Genomic DNA, 14,386 nt, shown 5'->3' on the forward strand with positions numbered 1-14,386 from the left:
ACCTCCCTCATCCCCACCCACCGTCGAGCAGCCCGTTGCTCCGGTGGTCGACGCCGTGGTCACCCCGGTGACGCAGGTCGTGGCTCCCGTGGTCGGCGCCGTCGTCGAGCCCGTCACGGACCTCGCAGCACCCGTCGTCGACGCGACGGCTCCCGTCGTCGGCACAGTCGTGGACGCTGTGCTGACCAGCACCGACCCGGTCCTGGACACCGTCCTCACGCCCGTCGGCGAGGCTGTCTCGCCAGTCGTCGAGGACGTCGTCCTCCCCGTGCTGGACCCCGCGGTCGACGTGCTGGCCCCCGTCTCCGGAGCCGTCGGCGCAGTGCTCCCGCCCGTCCTGGCCCCGCTCGTGCCTGTTGTCTCCCCTGTGGTCGGGGCGGTCCTGCCGCCTGTCCTCGGGGTGCTGACACCGGTGCTCGACGTGGTCGCGCCGGTCGCGGCGGTCCTGACCCCCGTGACAGACGTCCTGGTCCCCGTCGTCGACGCGCTGTCGCCCGTCGTCACCCCGGTCGTCGACCCGGTGATCGACGTGGTCGGTCCGCTGCCGCCTGTCGTGATTCCTCCGCCGCCGACCGGCAGCCCCGGGACCCCGCCTGGCTCGGGCATGATCACGCCCCCAGCCGCCGACCCGGAGAGCTCTGGCTCCTCCACGTCCACGATGGTCTCACCAGCCGCCGCAGGTCGTGAAGACGCGGCTGCCACGACGGGCTCGTCGGGTGCGCCGACTCTCGGGACAGAGACGCTCACCGAGCACCGCGTGAGCGGTTCCCCCTTCGTCACCGACCTCGCAGGCAGCGTCGCGGGCTCCGTCCCGACCGCGCTCGCCTCCCCCGCCACCGGCTCCTCCTCCGGGTCCGCGTCGGCCCCTGCCGCACCCCGCCTCGGCGAGCCGGTCTTCCCGACCCAGCCCGCGGTCCCCGCAGCCCCGTCGGCCCCCGGCTCGGCGTCCCCGACGACGCGGGCCCCCTGGGCGACCGACGCGATCCTCCCGACCGACCCGACCATGCCGCTGCTCGCGGCGTGGGTCCTCACCGCGGGCGACGTCGCCCCGTGGCAGGACGTGGCACAGGACATCTCCGTAGCACCTGACTGAGCGGGCCCCGTCGACCCTCGTCGTCGACCACGCCCCGCAGCAGACCGACCGGTCTGCGCGCACGCTCTCACGTCAGGAACGAGCTCTCATGAACACGTACGTCAAGCGCGCTCTGCGCACCACGCTGCTCGCCAGCGGTCTGGTGCTCGCAGGCACAGCAGCAGCCCACGCAGCAGACACCGACGGCATCGGGAACGGGTCGGAGGTGGTCGCGCCGGTGACAGTCGACGTCGACCTCTCCGGGCTGTCCCTCGGACTCCTGGGCGACGCGTCCAGCACCGTCGTCCAGCCGGCACCTGCGGCGCCCCCGCAGACACCGCCGGCAGAGACCGGCCCCGTGGCCGAGCTACCCGTCCAGGCACCGGCCGAGACGACCCCGGTCGCCGAGCCCGCCCCGGTACCGGCACCTGCACCGGAGACAGACGGCATCCTCAACGGGACGGACGTCGCCGCACCTGTCGACGTGGACGTCGATCTCTCCGGCATCGCCGTAGGCGGCATCGGAGACGCCGAGACCACAGTCGTGACCCCGGCGCCAGCGCCTGCACCTGCACCTGCACCTGCACCTGCACCTGCACCTGAGGCTCCCGCCACCAGCGAGACCGACGGCGTCCTCAACGGCACCGACGTCGCCGCACCCATCGACGTGGACGTCGACCTCTCCGGCATCGCCATCGGCGGCATCGGAGATGCCGAGTCCACAGTCGTGACCCCGGCACCCGCACCCGCACCCGCACCCGCACCCGAGGCTCCCGCCGCAGGCGAGACCGACGGCATCCTCAACGGGACGGACGTCACCGCACCGGTCGACGTCGACCTCGACCTCTCCGGACTCGCCCTCGGCGTGATCGGCGACGCCACCAGCACCACCACCAGCGGAACCAGCACCACACCGGCAACACCCACAACCCCCGCCACAGGCACCGCCGGACCCACCGACGGCATCCTCAACGGCACCGACGCCATCGCACCCATCGACGTCGACCTCGACCTCTCCGGACTCGCCCTCGGCGTGATCGGCGACGCCAGCAGCACCACCACCGGCGGAACCACCACCGGCACACCCACCACCCCGGGCGGCATCTCGACCGGCGGTCTCCTCGACGGCGTGCTGAACGACCTCGGGGTGACTGCTCCGATCTCGCTCGGTGTCGACCTCTCGGGCGTCGCAGTGGGAGTGATCGGCGATGCTGAGAGCACCGTCGTCGTCCCGACGGTCCCGACGACCCCCGTGGACCCGACCGACCCGGTCGACCCGGTCGACCCCACTGACCCGGTCGACCCCACAGGTCCGATCGACCCCACAGGTCCGATCGACCCGACCGACCCCGTCGACCCGACGGACCCCGTCGACCCCACAGGCCCGATCGACCCGACCGACCCCGTCACGCCTGTCGTCCCCGGGACGACGACCGACCCCGTCACCTCCGGTGGTGGCGCAGGTGGTCTGACGACCGCCGGAGCGATGGTCAGCACCACGACCACCGAGGCGACGACGGCTGTCTCTGCCGACCGCGGGTCCGCCGGGACCTCGGCCACCTCGACCCGGTGGATGGCGGAGTCCGCTCCGTCCGCCCAGCTGGCGCACACCGGCACGCAGGCCCCCAACCTGCTCGCCCTCGTGGCTCTGCTGATCGCCGGTGGCCTCGGCCTCCGGCGCGCAGCGCGCCGCACCATCTGACCGTCAAGCTCGACTGCGCTGACCCGCACGTACCCCACGAGGTCCACGAGGTCCACGAGGTCCACGAGGTCCACGAGGTCAGCGCACCCTGAGGCTCTCCGCCTCAGGACGCACGACGCCGGAAGCCGGGATGGCTCATCGCCATCCCGGCCTTCGGCGTGTCACGAGACCACGCAGCCTTGCAGTCACGCACCGCCTGCTCGGCCTACAAGACCGCCCTGCCCGCGCAGCCTGCGCCCTCAACCCCAGACGAGTGCCTGTGCCGGCTCCTGCAGCACAGCGGCGACGTCGGACAGCAGCCTCGACGCGAGGGCCCCGTCGACGAGGCGGTGGTCGACGCTCAGCGCGAGCTGGGTGACGTAGCGCTTCTTGATCTTGCCCTTGTGCACCCACGGCTGCTCGCGGATCGCCCCGAAGGCGAGGATCGCGGCCTCGCCCGGGTTGAGGATCGGGGTGCCGGTGTCGATGCCGAACACGCCGACGTTGGTGATCGTGATGGTCCCGTCGGACATGTCGGACGGGCTGGTGCGTCCTGCCCGCGCTGTCGCGGTGAGGTCGGCGATCCCCTGGGCGAGCGACTTGAGCCCGAGCCTGTGCGCGTCCTTGATGTTCGGCACGATCAGCCCGCGCGGTGTCGACGCGGCGATCCCGAGGTTCACGTAGTGCTTGTAGACGATCTCCTGCGCGTCCTCGTCCCAGCTCGCGTTGATCTCCGGGTGACGGTTGATCGCGATCAGCAGCGCCTTCGCGGTGATGAGCAGCGGCGTGACGCGCACGTCGGTGAACTCGCGGTCCTTGCGGAGCCTGTCGAGCAGACGCATCGTCTTGGTGACGTCGAGGGTGTGGAACACGGTGACGTGCGGCGCCGTGAAGGCGCTCGTGACGACGGCCTCGGCCGTGCGCTTGCGGACGCTCTTGACGGGCACCCGGGTCTGGCGACCGTCGGAGGACACCTGCCCGGAGGCGAGCCACGGCGCGTCGTCGTCGACGTAGGTCGCGAGGGCGCGCGGCTGAGCCTGCGCACTGTAGGCGAGGACGTCTTCCCGGGTGACGATGCCACCGGGGCCCGTCGCGGTGACGCTCGACAGGTCGAGGCCGAGGTCCCGGGCGAGCTTGCGCACGGGCGGCTTCGCACGGACGGCGAGCGACCCGGGGCGCGGCGCGACCTGCGAGACCGACCCCACAGACTGCGCGGCGAAGGCCGGCGGCGCGACGGCAGGACGAGCTGCACGTGGAGCCGCGGGCTGAGCAGGAGCAGCGGGCCGAGCAGGAGCGGGCGCGGGTGCAGGTGCAGGTGCGGGAGCAGACGGCGCAGCCTGCGAGGCAGACGAGGCCGCACCCTGCCCAGGCGCGCCGGCTCCAGCAGGCTCCGCAGCACGTCGAGCACGACGCGTCGTCCCACCCGTCGCGACGCCGTAGCCGACGAGCACAGCACCAGAGCCCTCGCTCGCCTCAGCCGCAGCCGCGTCAGACGACCCAGCCCCGGTCTCAGCAGCCCCAGCCCCCTCAGCGCCAGCCTCGCCACCCGAGCCCGCGCTCGGCGCGACCCCGTCGGGGTCGGTGTCCACGACGATGATCGGCACGCCGACCTCGACGACGGCCCCGACCTCGGCGAGGATCTCGGAGACCACGCCCGCGAAGGGCGAGGGGAGCTCGACGAGAGACTTGGCCGTCTCGATCTCGACGATCGTCTGGTTCACGGTGACACGGTCGCCGACAGCGACGTGCCACGCGACGATCTCCGCCTCGGTGAGGCCTTCGCCGGCGTCCGGCATGGTGAAGCGCTCAAAGGTGGGCATCTAGGTCCTCCGGCAGTACAGACGAGAAACGGCGGGCGTGCGGGTCGCGCGTGCAGCGCAGACAGGTGCAGACGGGTGCGGTCTGGAGCGGGGCGCGGGCGGGTGTCCCCACCCCCGCCTGCGCCTCAGAACGCGAGCGAGCGGTCGACGGCGTCGAGCACCCTGTCGAGGCTCGGCAGGTACTCGTGCTCGATCTTCGCGACGGGGTACGGCGTGTGGAACCCGCCCACCCGCAGCACCGGCGCCTCGAGGTCGTAGAAGCACCGCTCCGTGACTGTCGCGGCGATCTCGGCACCCGTCCCGAGGAAGGTGGGGGCTTCGTGCACGACCACGCAGCGGTGCGTCTTGCGCACCGACTCGACCACCGTATCGGTGTCGAGGGGCGAGATGGAGCGCAGGTCGACCACCTCGATGCTCGTGCCCTCCGACGCGGCGGCCTCGGCGACCTTGAGGGCCGTCGCGACAGTCGGCCCGTAGGCGACGAGGGTGAGGTCGGTGCCCGGCCGTGCGACCACGGCCGTGTTGAGCGTCGCGAAGCCGTTGGCCTCGGCCACGGTGATCGGCTCGCGCACGGTGATGGACTCGCGCACGGGCTGCTCGTCGGCGTCGCCCTGCCCGCCGGCGCTCTGCTCGTCAGCCGCACCCTGCTGGTCAGCGTCAGCACCCTGCTGCTCCGCAGCGCGTCGCCCGTAGGGTCCGGCCGAGAGGTCGACCGCGCCCTTCTCCCAGTACCGGCCCTTGGGCTCGAAGAAGAGCACGGGGTCAGGGCTGGCGATCGCCTCCTGGATCATCGTGTAGGCGTCCTGGGGCGACCCGGGCGAGACCACGCGCAGCCCGGGGGTGTGCGCGAACAGCACCTCGGGGCTCTCCGAGTGGTGCTCGACCGCGCCGATGCCGCCGCCGTAGGGCACCCGGACGACGACGGGGACCGTGAGACGCCCGCGCGACCTGTAGTGCATCTTGGCGAGCTGCGTGGTGATCTGGTCGAAGGCCGGGAAGATGAAGCCGTCGAACTGGATCTCGCAGACCGGCCTGTAGCCACGCAGCGCGAGGCCGATCGCCGTGCCGAGGATCCCGGACTCGGCGAGCGGGGTGTCCACGACGCGGTCCGCGCCGAACGAGGCCTGGAGCCCGTCGGTCACGCGGAAGACTCCGCCGAGCGGGCCGATGTCCTCGCCCATGAGCAGGACCTTGTCGTCACCGCCGAGGGCGGCGCGCAGACCGGCGTTGATCGCCTTGGCGAAGGGCAGCGTCTGGACGTCGGTGGGGATCGGTGCGGCAGCCTGGGGGCGGCCGGCCGTGCTGCTGGTGCTGCTGGTGGTGGTGCTGGTCGGCGTGCTCATCGGTGGCCTCCCTGGTCCGTGAAGGACGACTCGTAGGACTCGAACCAGGCGCTCTCGCGCGAGACCACCTGGTGGTCCGTCGCGTAGACGTGGTCGAACATGGACGCGGCGGCGGGCTTGCCGAGCGCACGGACGCTCGCGCGGATCCGCTCGCCGAGGGCCTCGCACTCGGCATCGAGGGCCGCAGCGGCCTCGTCGTCCCAGGCGCCCTCGGAGACGAGGAGCGCGTGCAGGCGGGCGATCGGGTCGCGGTCGCGCCAGTAGTCCTCTTCGGCGCGGGTGCGGTAGCGGGTGGGGTCGTCGGAGGTGGTGTGAGCACCCATCCTGTAGGTGACGGCCTCGATGAAGGTCGGTCCGCCGCCGCTGCGGGCACGCTCGAGGGCCTCGGCGGTCACCGCGTAGCAGGCGAGGACGTCGTTGCCGTCGACGCGGACGCTCGGGACGCCGAAGCCGGCACCGCGGCGGTACAGCGGGACGCGCGTCTGGGTCGAGGTCGGGACGGAGATGGCCCACTGGTTGTTCTGGCAGAACAGCACGACGGGGGCGTTGTTGACGGCCGCGAAGCCGAGGGCCTCGCTCACGTCGCCCTGCGAGGTGGCGCCGTCGCCGAAGTACGTGATGACGGCGGTGTCGCGCTCGGGGTCCCCGGTGCCGACGAGCCCGTCGCGCTGGACACCCATCGCGTAGCCGGTCGCGTGGAGGGAGTGCGAGCCGATGACGAGGGTGTAGAGGTGGAAGTTGTGCGCCTCGGAGTCCCAGCCGCCGTGGTCGACCCCGCGGAACAGGCGGAGGATCTGTGCCATGTCGAGGCCGCGGGTGTGCGCGACGCCGTGCTCGCGGTACGACGGGAAGGCGACGTCCTGCGGCGCGAGGGCACGGCCGGAGCCGATCTGCGCGGCCTCCTGGCCGAGGAGCGGTGCGAAGAGCGCGAGCTCGCCCTGGCGCTGGAGGGCCGTGGCCTCGGTGTCGAAACGGCGGACGAGGACCATGTCGCGGTAGAGACCGCGGAGCTCCTCGGGGCCGAGGTGGCTGGTGCGGGCCCTGTAGGGCGCGTTGCGGTCGTCGGCCACGCGGCGGCCGTCGGGGGTGACGAGCTGGACGGGTGCGTCCTCGTCGGTCTGGGAAGCCTCTGTCGGCTGCATCAGGTCGGTCACGCCTTCTCCTCCACGGTCAGTGCACGGGCTGCGAGGCCTGCGCACGGAGTCGGACGACGTCGAGCCAGCCGGCATCGTCTCCCTACCTCTCAGTAGGCTACGCCAGCGTAACTTACGCAAGCGTAGGTTCGTCTCGTGCCGCCTGGACAACGCTCGGCAGCAGGTCTTGTCTGCTTCGGACACTACCGAGCCGCGCACCTGGTGCGGCAGCCGAAGGTCCCCCGGACCGAGGGTGGGGCCAGCCCGACCCTGCGCCCACTGGCCGTCTGCTCGCACGCTCGGCAGCCCCGCTGCACCACCGCACCCCTGCACTCACCCGCCTGCACCGAAGCGCCCCGCACCCATCTCCCCGCCTGCCGACCCGCACGGACAGGTGGGCTACCCCTACCCCCGAACGGTGGGGCCACAGGCTGAGGATGCACCCCGCCCAGTCTCTACTCTTGGCCTCATGCCCAGCACAGCGCAGCACTCAGCGTCGGAAGGCCCGCCCGGGTCGCAGCCGGCGACGCCCCCGGAGGCAGACACCGCGACTCCCTGGGCGACAGCCACGGCGGACCCCTCGGCGTCAGCCGCAGAGCCAGCCGCGAAGGTCGACCTCGAGACGTCCCCCGGGACGAGCAGGCTGCAGGACCTGTCGACGGTCGCCCCGGCGCTCGCAGGTGGCACCGCCCTGCTGCGGGCCCCCGTGGACCCCGCGACGTGGCGCGCCGTCGCCCAGGCGAGCATCGGGTTCCCCTGGCTGCTCGTCACAGGCATCCTCTCGACCGTGCTCGCGGCGCTCGGCGTCGGGCTGCTGCCCGTCTTCGGCCTCGGGGCGCTGATCTTGCTCGTCGCCCTCCCCGCTGCCCGAGGCTTCGCGCGGGTCGAGCGTGGTCGGCTGCTCGCGCAGCTCGGCGTGCTGATCACCCCGGGCCCGGCGCGCACCCGTCCCCGGCTCAGGTCGTGGCGCGGCCTCGTCGCCGCGACGACCGACAGGGTCGCGTGGGGCGCCGTCGCGTACGCCGCCGTCGCCATGCTGCTGGTCGCGCTCGAGGTCGTCGTCGCGTGGAGCCTGGGCGCTGTGCTCGCGCTGCTGCTGTCCCCGGTGCTGTCGTGGGACGACGGCCCGAGCGTCTCGCAGGTCGCGCTCGTCGCGGCCGGGGTCGTCGGGCCGTGGGTCTGGGCTGTCGCGACGCAGGCGCTGGCCCTCGTGCACGTGCGGCTGGCCCGCTCACTCCTCGGGCTCTCGAGGGTGTCGGTCGAGGTGCGGCGCGCCGAGGCCGAGGCCGAGCAGGCCCGTGAGGTCGCGGCGCGCGCCGAGCAGCGCGCGGACCACCTCGCGACGACCCGCACCCGTGCCGTCGGTGCGGCGGACGACGACAGGCGGCGCATCGAGCGCGACCTGCACGACGGTGCGCAGCAGCGGCTCGTCGCCCTCGGTGTCGAGCTCGGGACCGCGAAGCGTGCCGCGGCGACCGACCCTGACGCGGCGGCGGCAGCCCTCGACCACGCGCACCGCGAGATCAAGGAGACGCTGTCCGAGCTGCGCGACCTCGTCCGGGGCATCCACCCGGCGGTCCTTACCGACCGTGGGCTCGACGCGGCGCTCTCCGCGATCGCCGCACGCCACCCCGTGCCGGTGACAGTCGAGGTGCCCGACCCGGCCGCGCTGTCGGCCGCGAGCCCTGGCGCCCAGGCGGCCGCGTACTTCGTCACGGCCGAGGCCCTCACCAACTCCGCCCGGCACTCGGGCGCGACCCGTGTGCACGTGGTCGCCGGGATCGGACTGGGGGCCAGTGGGGCTGTCTTGCGTCTCGAGGTCGTCGACGACGGACGCGGCGGCGCGACAGCCTCTCCGGGCGGCGGGCTCGACGGGCTGCGCAGCCGCGTCGAGGCCCTCGACGGCACGTTCAGGCTCGACAGCCCCGCAGGCCGCGGGACCCGCATCATGGTGGAGGTACCGTGCGCATCGTGATCACCGAGGACTCTGTCCTCCTGCTCGACGGCCTCACCCGTCTGCTCGTGGCCGAGGGGCACACCGTCACCGGCTACAGGTCGGCCGACGAGCTCGTCGCCGCCTTCGCGCACCTGGGTCCCCACGAGCTGCCCGACGTGCTGGTCACGGACGTGCGGATGCCCCCGACGCACACGGACGAGGGTCTGCGGGCCGCCGTGCACCTACGCAGCCTGCACCCGGGCCTCCCGGTCCTCGTGCTGTCGCAGTACGTCGAGCAGCGCTACGCGACCGAGCTCTTCGCCGGTGACGTCCGCGCGCTCGGCTACGTCCTCAAGGACCGGGTCGCCGACGTCGACGACTTCCTCGACGCTCTCGGCAGGGTCTCCGGGGGTGGGACGGTGATCGACCCCGAGGTGGTGTCCCAGCTGCTCGCCCGGACCCGCGGCACAGGCGTCGACAGGCTCACGGCGCGCGAGCGCGAGGTCCTCGGTCTCATGGCCGAGGGCCGCTCGAACGGCGCGATCGCCGAGATGCTGGTCGTCGGGACCGCCGCCGTCGAGAAGCACGTCACCTCCATCCTGACCAAGCTCGACCTCGCGCCCGACGCCGACGACCACCGCCGCGTGCTCGCCGTGCTGCGCTGGCTCGAGCACGCACCCACCCGAGGAGCCGGATCATGAGCGCACCCAGCGGACCGCGGAGCCGCCGCGGCCGGACCCTCCTCTGGGTCGGCAGCGCGATCGCCGTCGTGGCGATCGCCCAGGGCGGCTACCAGGCCGCCGACTGGTTGTCGTCCTCGACGACGGTGTCGTCGCAGACCCTGGACGCAGTCCCGACGGTCGAGCTCACCGCCGACGGCGATGTGACGGTCACCGTCGGCAGCACGGACAGCATCGAGGTCGAGCGTCGTGCCAGGACGGGGTTCCAGGACGTCAGCTACGAGGCCGTCGAGTCCGGCGGCACGCTCGCGGTCGAGCACTCCTGCCCGCGGTGGTGGAGCAACGGGGTCTGCCAGGCCGACCTGGTCGTGCAGGTGCCCGCGGGCACGGAGGTCGTCGTCCGCACAGGCAGCGGCGCCGTCCGCGTCGAGGGGGTCGAGGGTGACCTGCGCGTCGAGAGCGGGGACGGCGACGTGCTCGTCGCCGGCGCCGGCGGGCGCGTCGACGCCCGCACGAGCAGCGGCCGTGTCGAGGTGGACGGAGCAGTCACGGGCGTCGTCGCGCGCAGCGGGGACGGTGACGTGACGGTCCGCGACGCCGGGGGCACCGTGGAGGCCCGGACGAGCAGCGGCCGTGTGGTCGTCGACGGGGTCACGGGCGACGCCACGGCCGAGTCGGGCGACGGTGACGTCGAGGCGCGCGAGGTGACGGGCTCCGCGTCGGCGACCACGTCGTCGGGCGCTGTCCGCGTCGGTGGTGTCCGGGGCGACGTGGTCGCCACGTCGGGTGACGGCGAGGTGGTCGTCCGCGGCACCGGGACCGCCGTCGCCCTCGAGATCAGCACGGGTGACGGACGGTCGACCGTCGACGCGCCGACCGACCCGTCGGCCTCACGGACCGTGACGATCCGCTCGAGCAGCGGCGACGTGTCGTACCTCGGCGCGGAGTGAGACGAGGGCGGGCACGGAGCAGGCACGAGCCGCGCAGGGCCGCAGCGGAGACCAGATCGCGGCGGCCCTGCGCCCTAGACCGTCCTCGCCTGTCAGCCCTTGGGAGCCCAGGGGTTCTGCTTGCCGTCGCCGGGCTGGTCGGGCGTGCCGTACAGACCGTCGTTCTGCCCCTGCCACCCGGTGTCGGGCAGACCGTACTGCGGGCCTGGGGTCGCGTAGCCCTGCTGGCCGGGCGTGCTGTAGCCCTGGGACGCGTCGGGCGCGGGGTACTGCGAACCGAAGGGCGAACCGCCCTGCGTGGGGTACCCGCCGGGCTGGATCGCGCCGGCGAAGCGCTGGGTGTCTGCGTAGTCGATCGGGTAGTCGGTGAAGCCGTAGACCGACGGGTCCGGGTAGGGGCTGCCGGTCTCGACCGCGAGCGCCGCACGCGTCCTGGCGAGCTCACGCTCGATCGGCCACTCCTTGAGGGCGAACATGCAGATCATCACGATGTTGACCACGGGCACGAGCATGATGAAGATCCAGGGCCACGGGTAGCCGGCCTTCTTCACGATCCGTGAGTACACGTAGAACACGGCGAAGATGAGCCCGGCGTAGAGGACGACGAGGAGGACGACGAGCCCGACGCCGAGCGCTGCGGCGGCGCCGTCGGAGCTGCGGGCGAAGATCTCTGCCGTCTGCGGGTCCATGCGGTGTCCTCCTGAGGATGTGCTGCCGGCTGCGGTCACCGCCCCTGGGGGGTGGTGCGGCACACGTGAGTGTAGGAAGCGAGTGTAGGGGCTGAGCACCCTCCCGAGGGAGAGGGTGCTCAGTCGTCGGAGGAGGAAAAAGGTCGCCGTCCCGCTGTCCGGCTGGGACGATGCAGCCGCTACCGTGCGCGAGCGAGCAGTCGCACGAGCGAGCAGTCACACGAGCACAGCCCCGCGCCCATCCCCCGGACCACGACCACGAACGGAACCACCGTGACCTCCCACCTCCCCGCAGTCGACCCTGCTCTCGCATCACCCCCCACCCCCGCGGCCCCGGCAGACACCGCTGCCGCCGAGCGGATGTGGGCGGACTACTCCCGCGCCGTGCCGTCGGCCGTCAGCGTGTGCCCGGAGTACACGGTCGAGGGCTTCGGGGACTCTGCGGCGCTGGCCGACGCCCTGCTCGGGCTGGTCCTCTCGGGCCGCAAGCGCGCGACGGCCGAGCTCACCGAAGAGTTCGCGGCGCGCGGCGACGACCTGCCTCGGGTCGGCTCGCACTGGATCGCCTGCGACAGCACGGGGGCGCCGCGCGCTGTCCTGCGCAGCACGGAGCTGCGTCTGGCGACCTTCGACCAGGTGGACGCGGCCTTCGCCTTCGACGAGGGCGAGGACGACAGGTCGCTCGAGTCGTGGCGGGTCGAGCACGAGAAGTACTGGGTCCGCGGGTGCGCTGCGCGAGGCGCTGTGTGGTCACCCGAGCAGGAGATCGTGCTCGAGCGTTTCTCGGTCGTGTGGCCGCCGGAGGTCGCGGAGGCTGCGCGCACGCGCCCGAGCTGAAGCACAGACACGCTCAATCATGTTTACTTGAACAGCATTGCTCACCCCTCCGGTACCCGTTACACAACCGTGACCCGAGGCGGTTGACGTCCTCGTCGCGGTTCGGGCACTCTGGCCAGGAGTCAAGCCAGAAGCCTCATCGTCGAGGCTCTCCCTCACACGGACGTGAGCATGCGAACTTCACAGATAAACACATCAAGCAACACGGTTAAACAGAATCCGCCGGCGCCCCGACGCCTGAGCGACGGCGTCTTCGCCGTCCTCCTGGTGCTCCCAGGCCTCGCGCTCCTCGGCGCAGTCGTCGTCTACCCGCTGGTCTCCGCCCTCGTCACGGCCTTCTTCAAGCAGAGCCTCGTGGTGCCGGGCCGGGAGTTCGTCGGTCTCGACAACATCCGGGCGGTGCTCGACGGCAACTTCTGGCAGATCTTCGGCCAGACGATGGTCTTCACGGTCGGGACCACGGTGGTCCCCTTCGTCATCGGCTTCGGGCTCGCCCTCGCGCTCAACACCCGCATCGCAGGGGCGAAGGTCATGCGAGGGCTCATGCTCATCCCGTGGCTCATCCCCGGGGTCGTCGTGTCCTTCCTGTGGATGTGGATCTTCAACGCCAACTACGGCGTGATGAACGGCGTCCTCGAAGGGCTCGGGGTCATCGACTCCCCGCAGGCCTGGCTCGCCCAGCCCGGGACCGCCATGGGCGCCGTGATCGTCGCGAAGACCTGGCAGAGCTTCCCCTGGATGATGGTCATGCTCCTCGCCGGGCTCCAGACCGTCCCCGGTGAGCTCCACGAGGCCGCCGAGATGGACGGCGCCGGCACCGTCCGTCGGTTCTTCTCGATCACCGTCCCGCACATGTCCGGGATCATCGGGCTGGTCCTGCTGCTCGAGTTCATCTGGAACTTCCAGCACTTCGACATCATCTACGTGCTCACCGGCGGTGGCCCCGCAGGGTCGACCCAGACCTTCGCGACAGCCGTCTACGAGACGGCCTTCAAGGGCTACGACCTCGGCCGGGCCGGTGCGCTCGGCCTGCTGTGGATGCTCATCCTGCTCGTGCTCGTCGTCGTCTACATCCGGTTCTCCGAGAAGGGCGAGCAGCGATGAGCGCCGTGTCCCCGACCACCACCGCCGAAGCCCCCGTCGTCGCCGGCGACCCCGCACCGCCGACCTCCCGCCGCGGGCTGACAGGGTCGCTGCGCTCCGAGCGACGCGGGGTGCGCATCAGCGCCTGGGCCGTGGTCGTCGTCTTCGGCGGCTTCGGGCTGCTCCCGGTCTACTGGTTGCTCGCGACCTCCCTCACCCCGCGCTCCGAGGTGTTCTCGTACCCGCCGCGGCTCTTCCCGTCGACCGTCACCCTCGACGCCTACCGCGCGATCTTCGACAACGCCGCCCTCTTCGGGTATCTCAAGAACAGCATCATCGTCTCGGTCGTCACCGCCCTGCTCAGCGTGGTCGTCTCCGCGTACATGGGGTACTCGTTCTCGAAGTTCCGGTACCGCGGGCGCCGGTCACTCATGTACCTGGTGCTCTCCTCGCAGATGTTCCCGCAGGCCCTCCTGCTCGTGACGCTCTACAGCGTGTTCAGCGCCTACGGGCTGCTCAACACCTACGCAGCGCTCGTGCTCTCCTTCACGACCTTCACGCTGCCGCTGTGCGTCTGGATGCTCAAGGGGTTCTTCGACACCATCCCCGACGAGCTCGTCGAGGCGGCACGGGTCGACGGGGCGTCGCGGCTGCGGATCATCCACTCGATCGTCCTGCCGCTCGCGGCACCCGGTCTGGTCGCGGCCGGCCTGTTCGCCTTCGTCCGGGGCTGGAACGACTTCATCTTCGCCCTGACCCTCGCCGGACCGGACAAGCAGACGCTGCCGCCCGGCCTGGTCAACACCTTCGTCGGCGAGGCCGCGACAGCATGGCCCGAGCTCATGGCGGCGTCGCTCGTCGTCTCGCTGCCCGTGTCGATCGCCTTCATCGCATTGCAGAGGTTCCTCGTCGGCGGTCTGACCGCCGGCGCCGTGAAGGGCTGACGCCTCGCTGGTCGTACGGCAAGTCGTCACGCACCGCACCCGCACCGCTCTCGCTCTCGCTCTCACTCTCACAGCACGAGACTCCCGACTCCGTCCACCCCTGTCTCCGCTCAGCCCTGTCTCCACACAGCCCCGTCTCCGCACGACTCCCTCACCCCCGCGCGACACCCTCACCGAGGAGGACCCATGTCGAACCGCCCCACCCACCTGCCCCGCAC

At 71.9% G+C, this 14,386-nt stretch carries 11 protein-coding genes and 1 pseudogene; 8 read left to right on the plus strand and 4 right to left on the minus strand.

From position 1 onward, the window contains the following. Together HZZ10_RS17885 and HZZ10_RS19200 are read left to right on the plus strand one after the other, a co-directional pair. A pseudogene (locus HZZ10_RS17885) lies at positions 1-1,093 on the plus strand (hypothetical protein); the annotation flags it as partial. Positions 1,094-1,181: 88 nt separating this feature from the next. Continuing rightward, entirely contained in the window at positions 1,182-2,774 is a 1,593-nt protein-coding gene (locus HZZ10_RS19200) for a hypothetical protein (protein ID WP_218928930.1), read from the plus strand. Between the two features lie 239 nt (positions 2,775-3,013). Here HZZ10_RS19200 and HZZ10_RS17895 read toward each other — a convergent pair whose 3' ends face one another. From HZZ10_RS17895 to pdhA, 3 genes are all read right to left on the minus strand, one after another. Next, positions 3,014-4,573: a dihydrolipoamide acetyltransferase family protein gene (locus HZZ10_RS17895; protein WP_179914549.1), complete on the minus strand. Its 1,560-nt coding sequence runs from the start codon at positions 4,571-4,573 to the stop codon at positions 3,014-3,016. A gap of 125 nt (positions 4,574-4,698) precedes the next feature. Continuing rightward, the gene (locus HZZ10_RS17900) at positions 4,699-5,916 is read right to left on the minus strand and encodes an alpha-ketoacid dehydrogenase subunit beta (RefSeq protein ID WP_179914550.1); all 1,218 of its coding nucleotides are present in this window, start codon (positions 5,914-5,916) and stop codon (positions 4,699-4,701) included. Next, on the minus strand, positions 5,913-7,058 hold the full coding sequence (gene pdhA / locus HZZ10_RS17905) for a pyruvate dehydrogenase (acetyl-transferring) E1 component subunit alpha (protein WP_179914555.1): 1,146 nt from the start codon (positions 7,056-7,058) through the stop codon (positions 5,913-5,915). The genes HZZ10_RS17900 and pdhA overlap by 4 nt, the downstream gene beginning before the upstream one ends. A gap of 460 nt (positions 7,059-7,518) precedes the next feature. Here pdhA and HZZ10_RS17910 point away from each other — a divergent pair, with 460 nt between their 5' ends. Genes HZZ10_RS17910 through HZZ10_RS17920 form a run of 3 tightly spaced genes read left to right on the plus strand, consistent with a single transcriptional unit; the run spans position 7,519 to position 10,615 of the window. Continuing rightward, complete coding sequence (locus tag HZZ10_RS17910; protein WP_179914551.1) at positions 7,519-9,024, plus strand: sensor histidine kinase; 1,506 nt, start codon at positions 7,519-7,521, stop codon at positions 9,022-9,024. Beyond that, the gene (locus tag HZZ10_RS17915) at positions 9,012-9,686 is read left to right on the plus strand and encodes a response regulator transcription factor (protein WP_056127122.1); all 675 of its coding nucleotides are present in this window, start codon (positions 9,012-9,014) and stop codon (positions 9,684-9,686) included. The genes HZZ10_RS17910 and HZZ10_RS17915 overlap by 13 nt, the downstream gene beginning before the upstream one ends. Then, complete coding sequence (locus tag HZZ10_RS17920; RefSeq protein WP_179914552.1) at positions 9,683-10,615, plus strand: DUF4097 family beta strand repeat-containing protein; 933 nt, start codon at positions 9,683-9,685, stop codon at positions 10,613-10,615. Before HZZ10_RS17915 ends, HZZ10_RS17920 begins: the two co-directional genes overlap by 4 nt. Positions 10,616-10,707: 92 nt before the next feature. Here the strand turns inward: HZZ10_RS17920 and HZZ10_RS17925 are convergent, their stop codons facing one another. Further along, positions 10,708-11,304 carry a hypothetical protein gene (locus HZZ10_RS17925; RefSeq protein ID WP_056127119.1) on the minus strand — a complete coding sequence of 199 codons (597 nt, stop codon included), beginning with the start codon at positions 11,302-11,304 and terminating at the stop codon, positions 10,708-10,710. 360 nt (positions 11,305-11,664) lie between these two features. Here HZZ10_RS17925 and HZZ10_RS17930 point away from each other — a divergent pair, with 360 nt between their 5' ends. The 3 genes from HZZ10_RS17930 to HZZ10_RS17940 all read left to right on the plus strand — a co-directional run bounded on the left by HZZ10_RS17930 (position 11,665) and on the right by HZZ10_RS17940 (position 14,168). Beyond that, on the plus strand, positions 11,665-12,141 hold the full coding sequence (locus HZZ10_RS17930) for an ASCH domain-containing protein (RefSeq protein WP_056130396.1): 477 nt from the start codon (positions 11,665-11,667) through the stop codon (positions 12,139-12,141). Between the two features lie 171 nt (positions 12,142-12,312). Next, the gene (locus HZZ10_RS17935) at positions 12,313-13,245 is read left to right on the plus strand and encodes a carbohydrate ABC transporter permease (RefSeq protein WP_179914553.1); all 933 of its coding nucleotides are present in this window, start codon (positions 12,313-12,315) and stop codon (positions 13,243-13,245) included. Further along, on the plus strand, positions 13,242-14,168 hold the full coding sequence (locus HZZ10_RS17940; RefSeq protein ID WP_179914554.1) for a carbohydrate ABC transporter permease: 927 nt from the start codon (positions 13,242-13,244) through the stop codon (positions 14,166-14,168). The genes HZZ10_RS17935 and HZZ10_RS17940 overlap by 4 nt, the downstream gene beginning before the upstream one ends. The last annotated feature ends 218 nt before the right edge of the window (positions 14,169-14,386 follow it).

The sequence above is a fragment of the Sanguibacter inulinus genome (assembly GCF_013415325.1).
GTDB lineage: Bacteria > Actinomycetota > Actinomycetes > Actinomycetales > Cellulomonadaceae > Sanguibacter > Sanguibacter inulinus.

Bases quoted from the DNA above. Each gene is read 5' to 3' on its own strand.
- HZZ10_RS19200 (WP_218928930.1), top strand. From the start codon at position 1,182: ATGAACACGTACGTCAAGCGCGCTCTGCGCACCACGCTGCTCGCCAGC.
- HZZ10_RS17895 (WP_179914549.1), bottom strand. From the start codon at position 4,573: ATGCCCACCTTTGAGCGCTTCACCATGCCGGACGCCGGCGAAGGCCTC.
- HZZ10_RS17900 (WP_179914550.1), bottom strand. From the start codon at position 5,916: ATGAGCACGCCGACCAGCACCACCACCAGCAGCACCAGCAGCACGGCC.
- pdhA (WP_179914555.1), bottom strand. From the start codon at position 7,058: ATGCAGCCGACAGAGGCTTCCCAGACCGACGAGGACGCACCCGTCCAG.
- HZZ10_RS17910 (WP_179914551.1), top strand. From the start codon at position 7,519: ATGCCCAGCACAGCGCAGCACTCAGCGTCGGAAGGCCCGCCCGGGTCG.
- HZZ10_RS17920 (WP_179914552.1), top strand. From the start codon at position 9,683: ATGAGCGCACCCAGCGGACCGCGGAGCCGCCGCGGCCGGACCCTCCTC.
- HZZ10_RS17925 (WP_056127119.1), bottom strand. From the start codon at position 11,304: ATGGACCCGCAGACGGCAGAGATCTTCGCCCGCAGCTCCGACGGCGCC.
- HZZ10_RS17930 (WP_056130396.1), top strand. From the start codon at position 11,665: ATGTGGGCGGACTACTCCCGCGCCGTGCCGTCGGCCGTCAGCGTGTGC.
- HZZ10_RS17935 (WP_179914553.1), top strand. From the start codon at position 12,313: ATGCGAACTTCACAGATAAACACATCAAGCAACACGGTTAAACAGAAT.
- HZZ10_RS17940 (WP_179914554.1), top strand. From the start codon at position 13,242: ATGAGCGCCGTGTCCCCGACCACCACCGCCGAAGCCCCCGTCGTCGCC.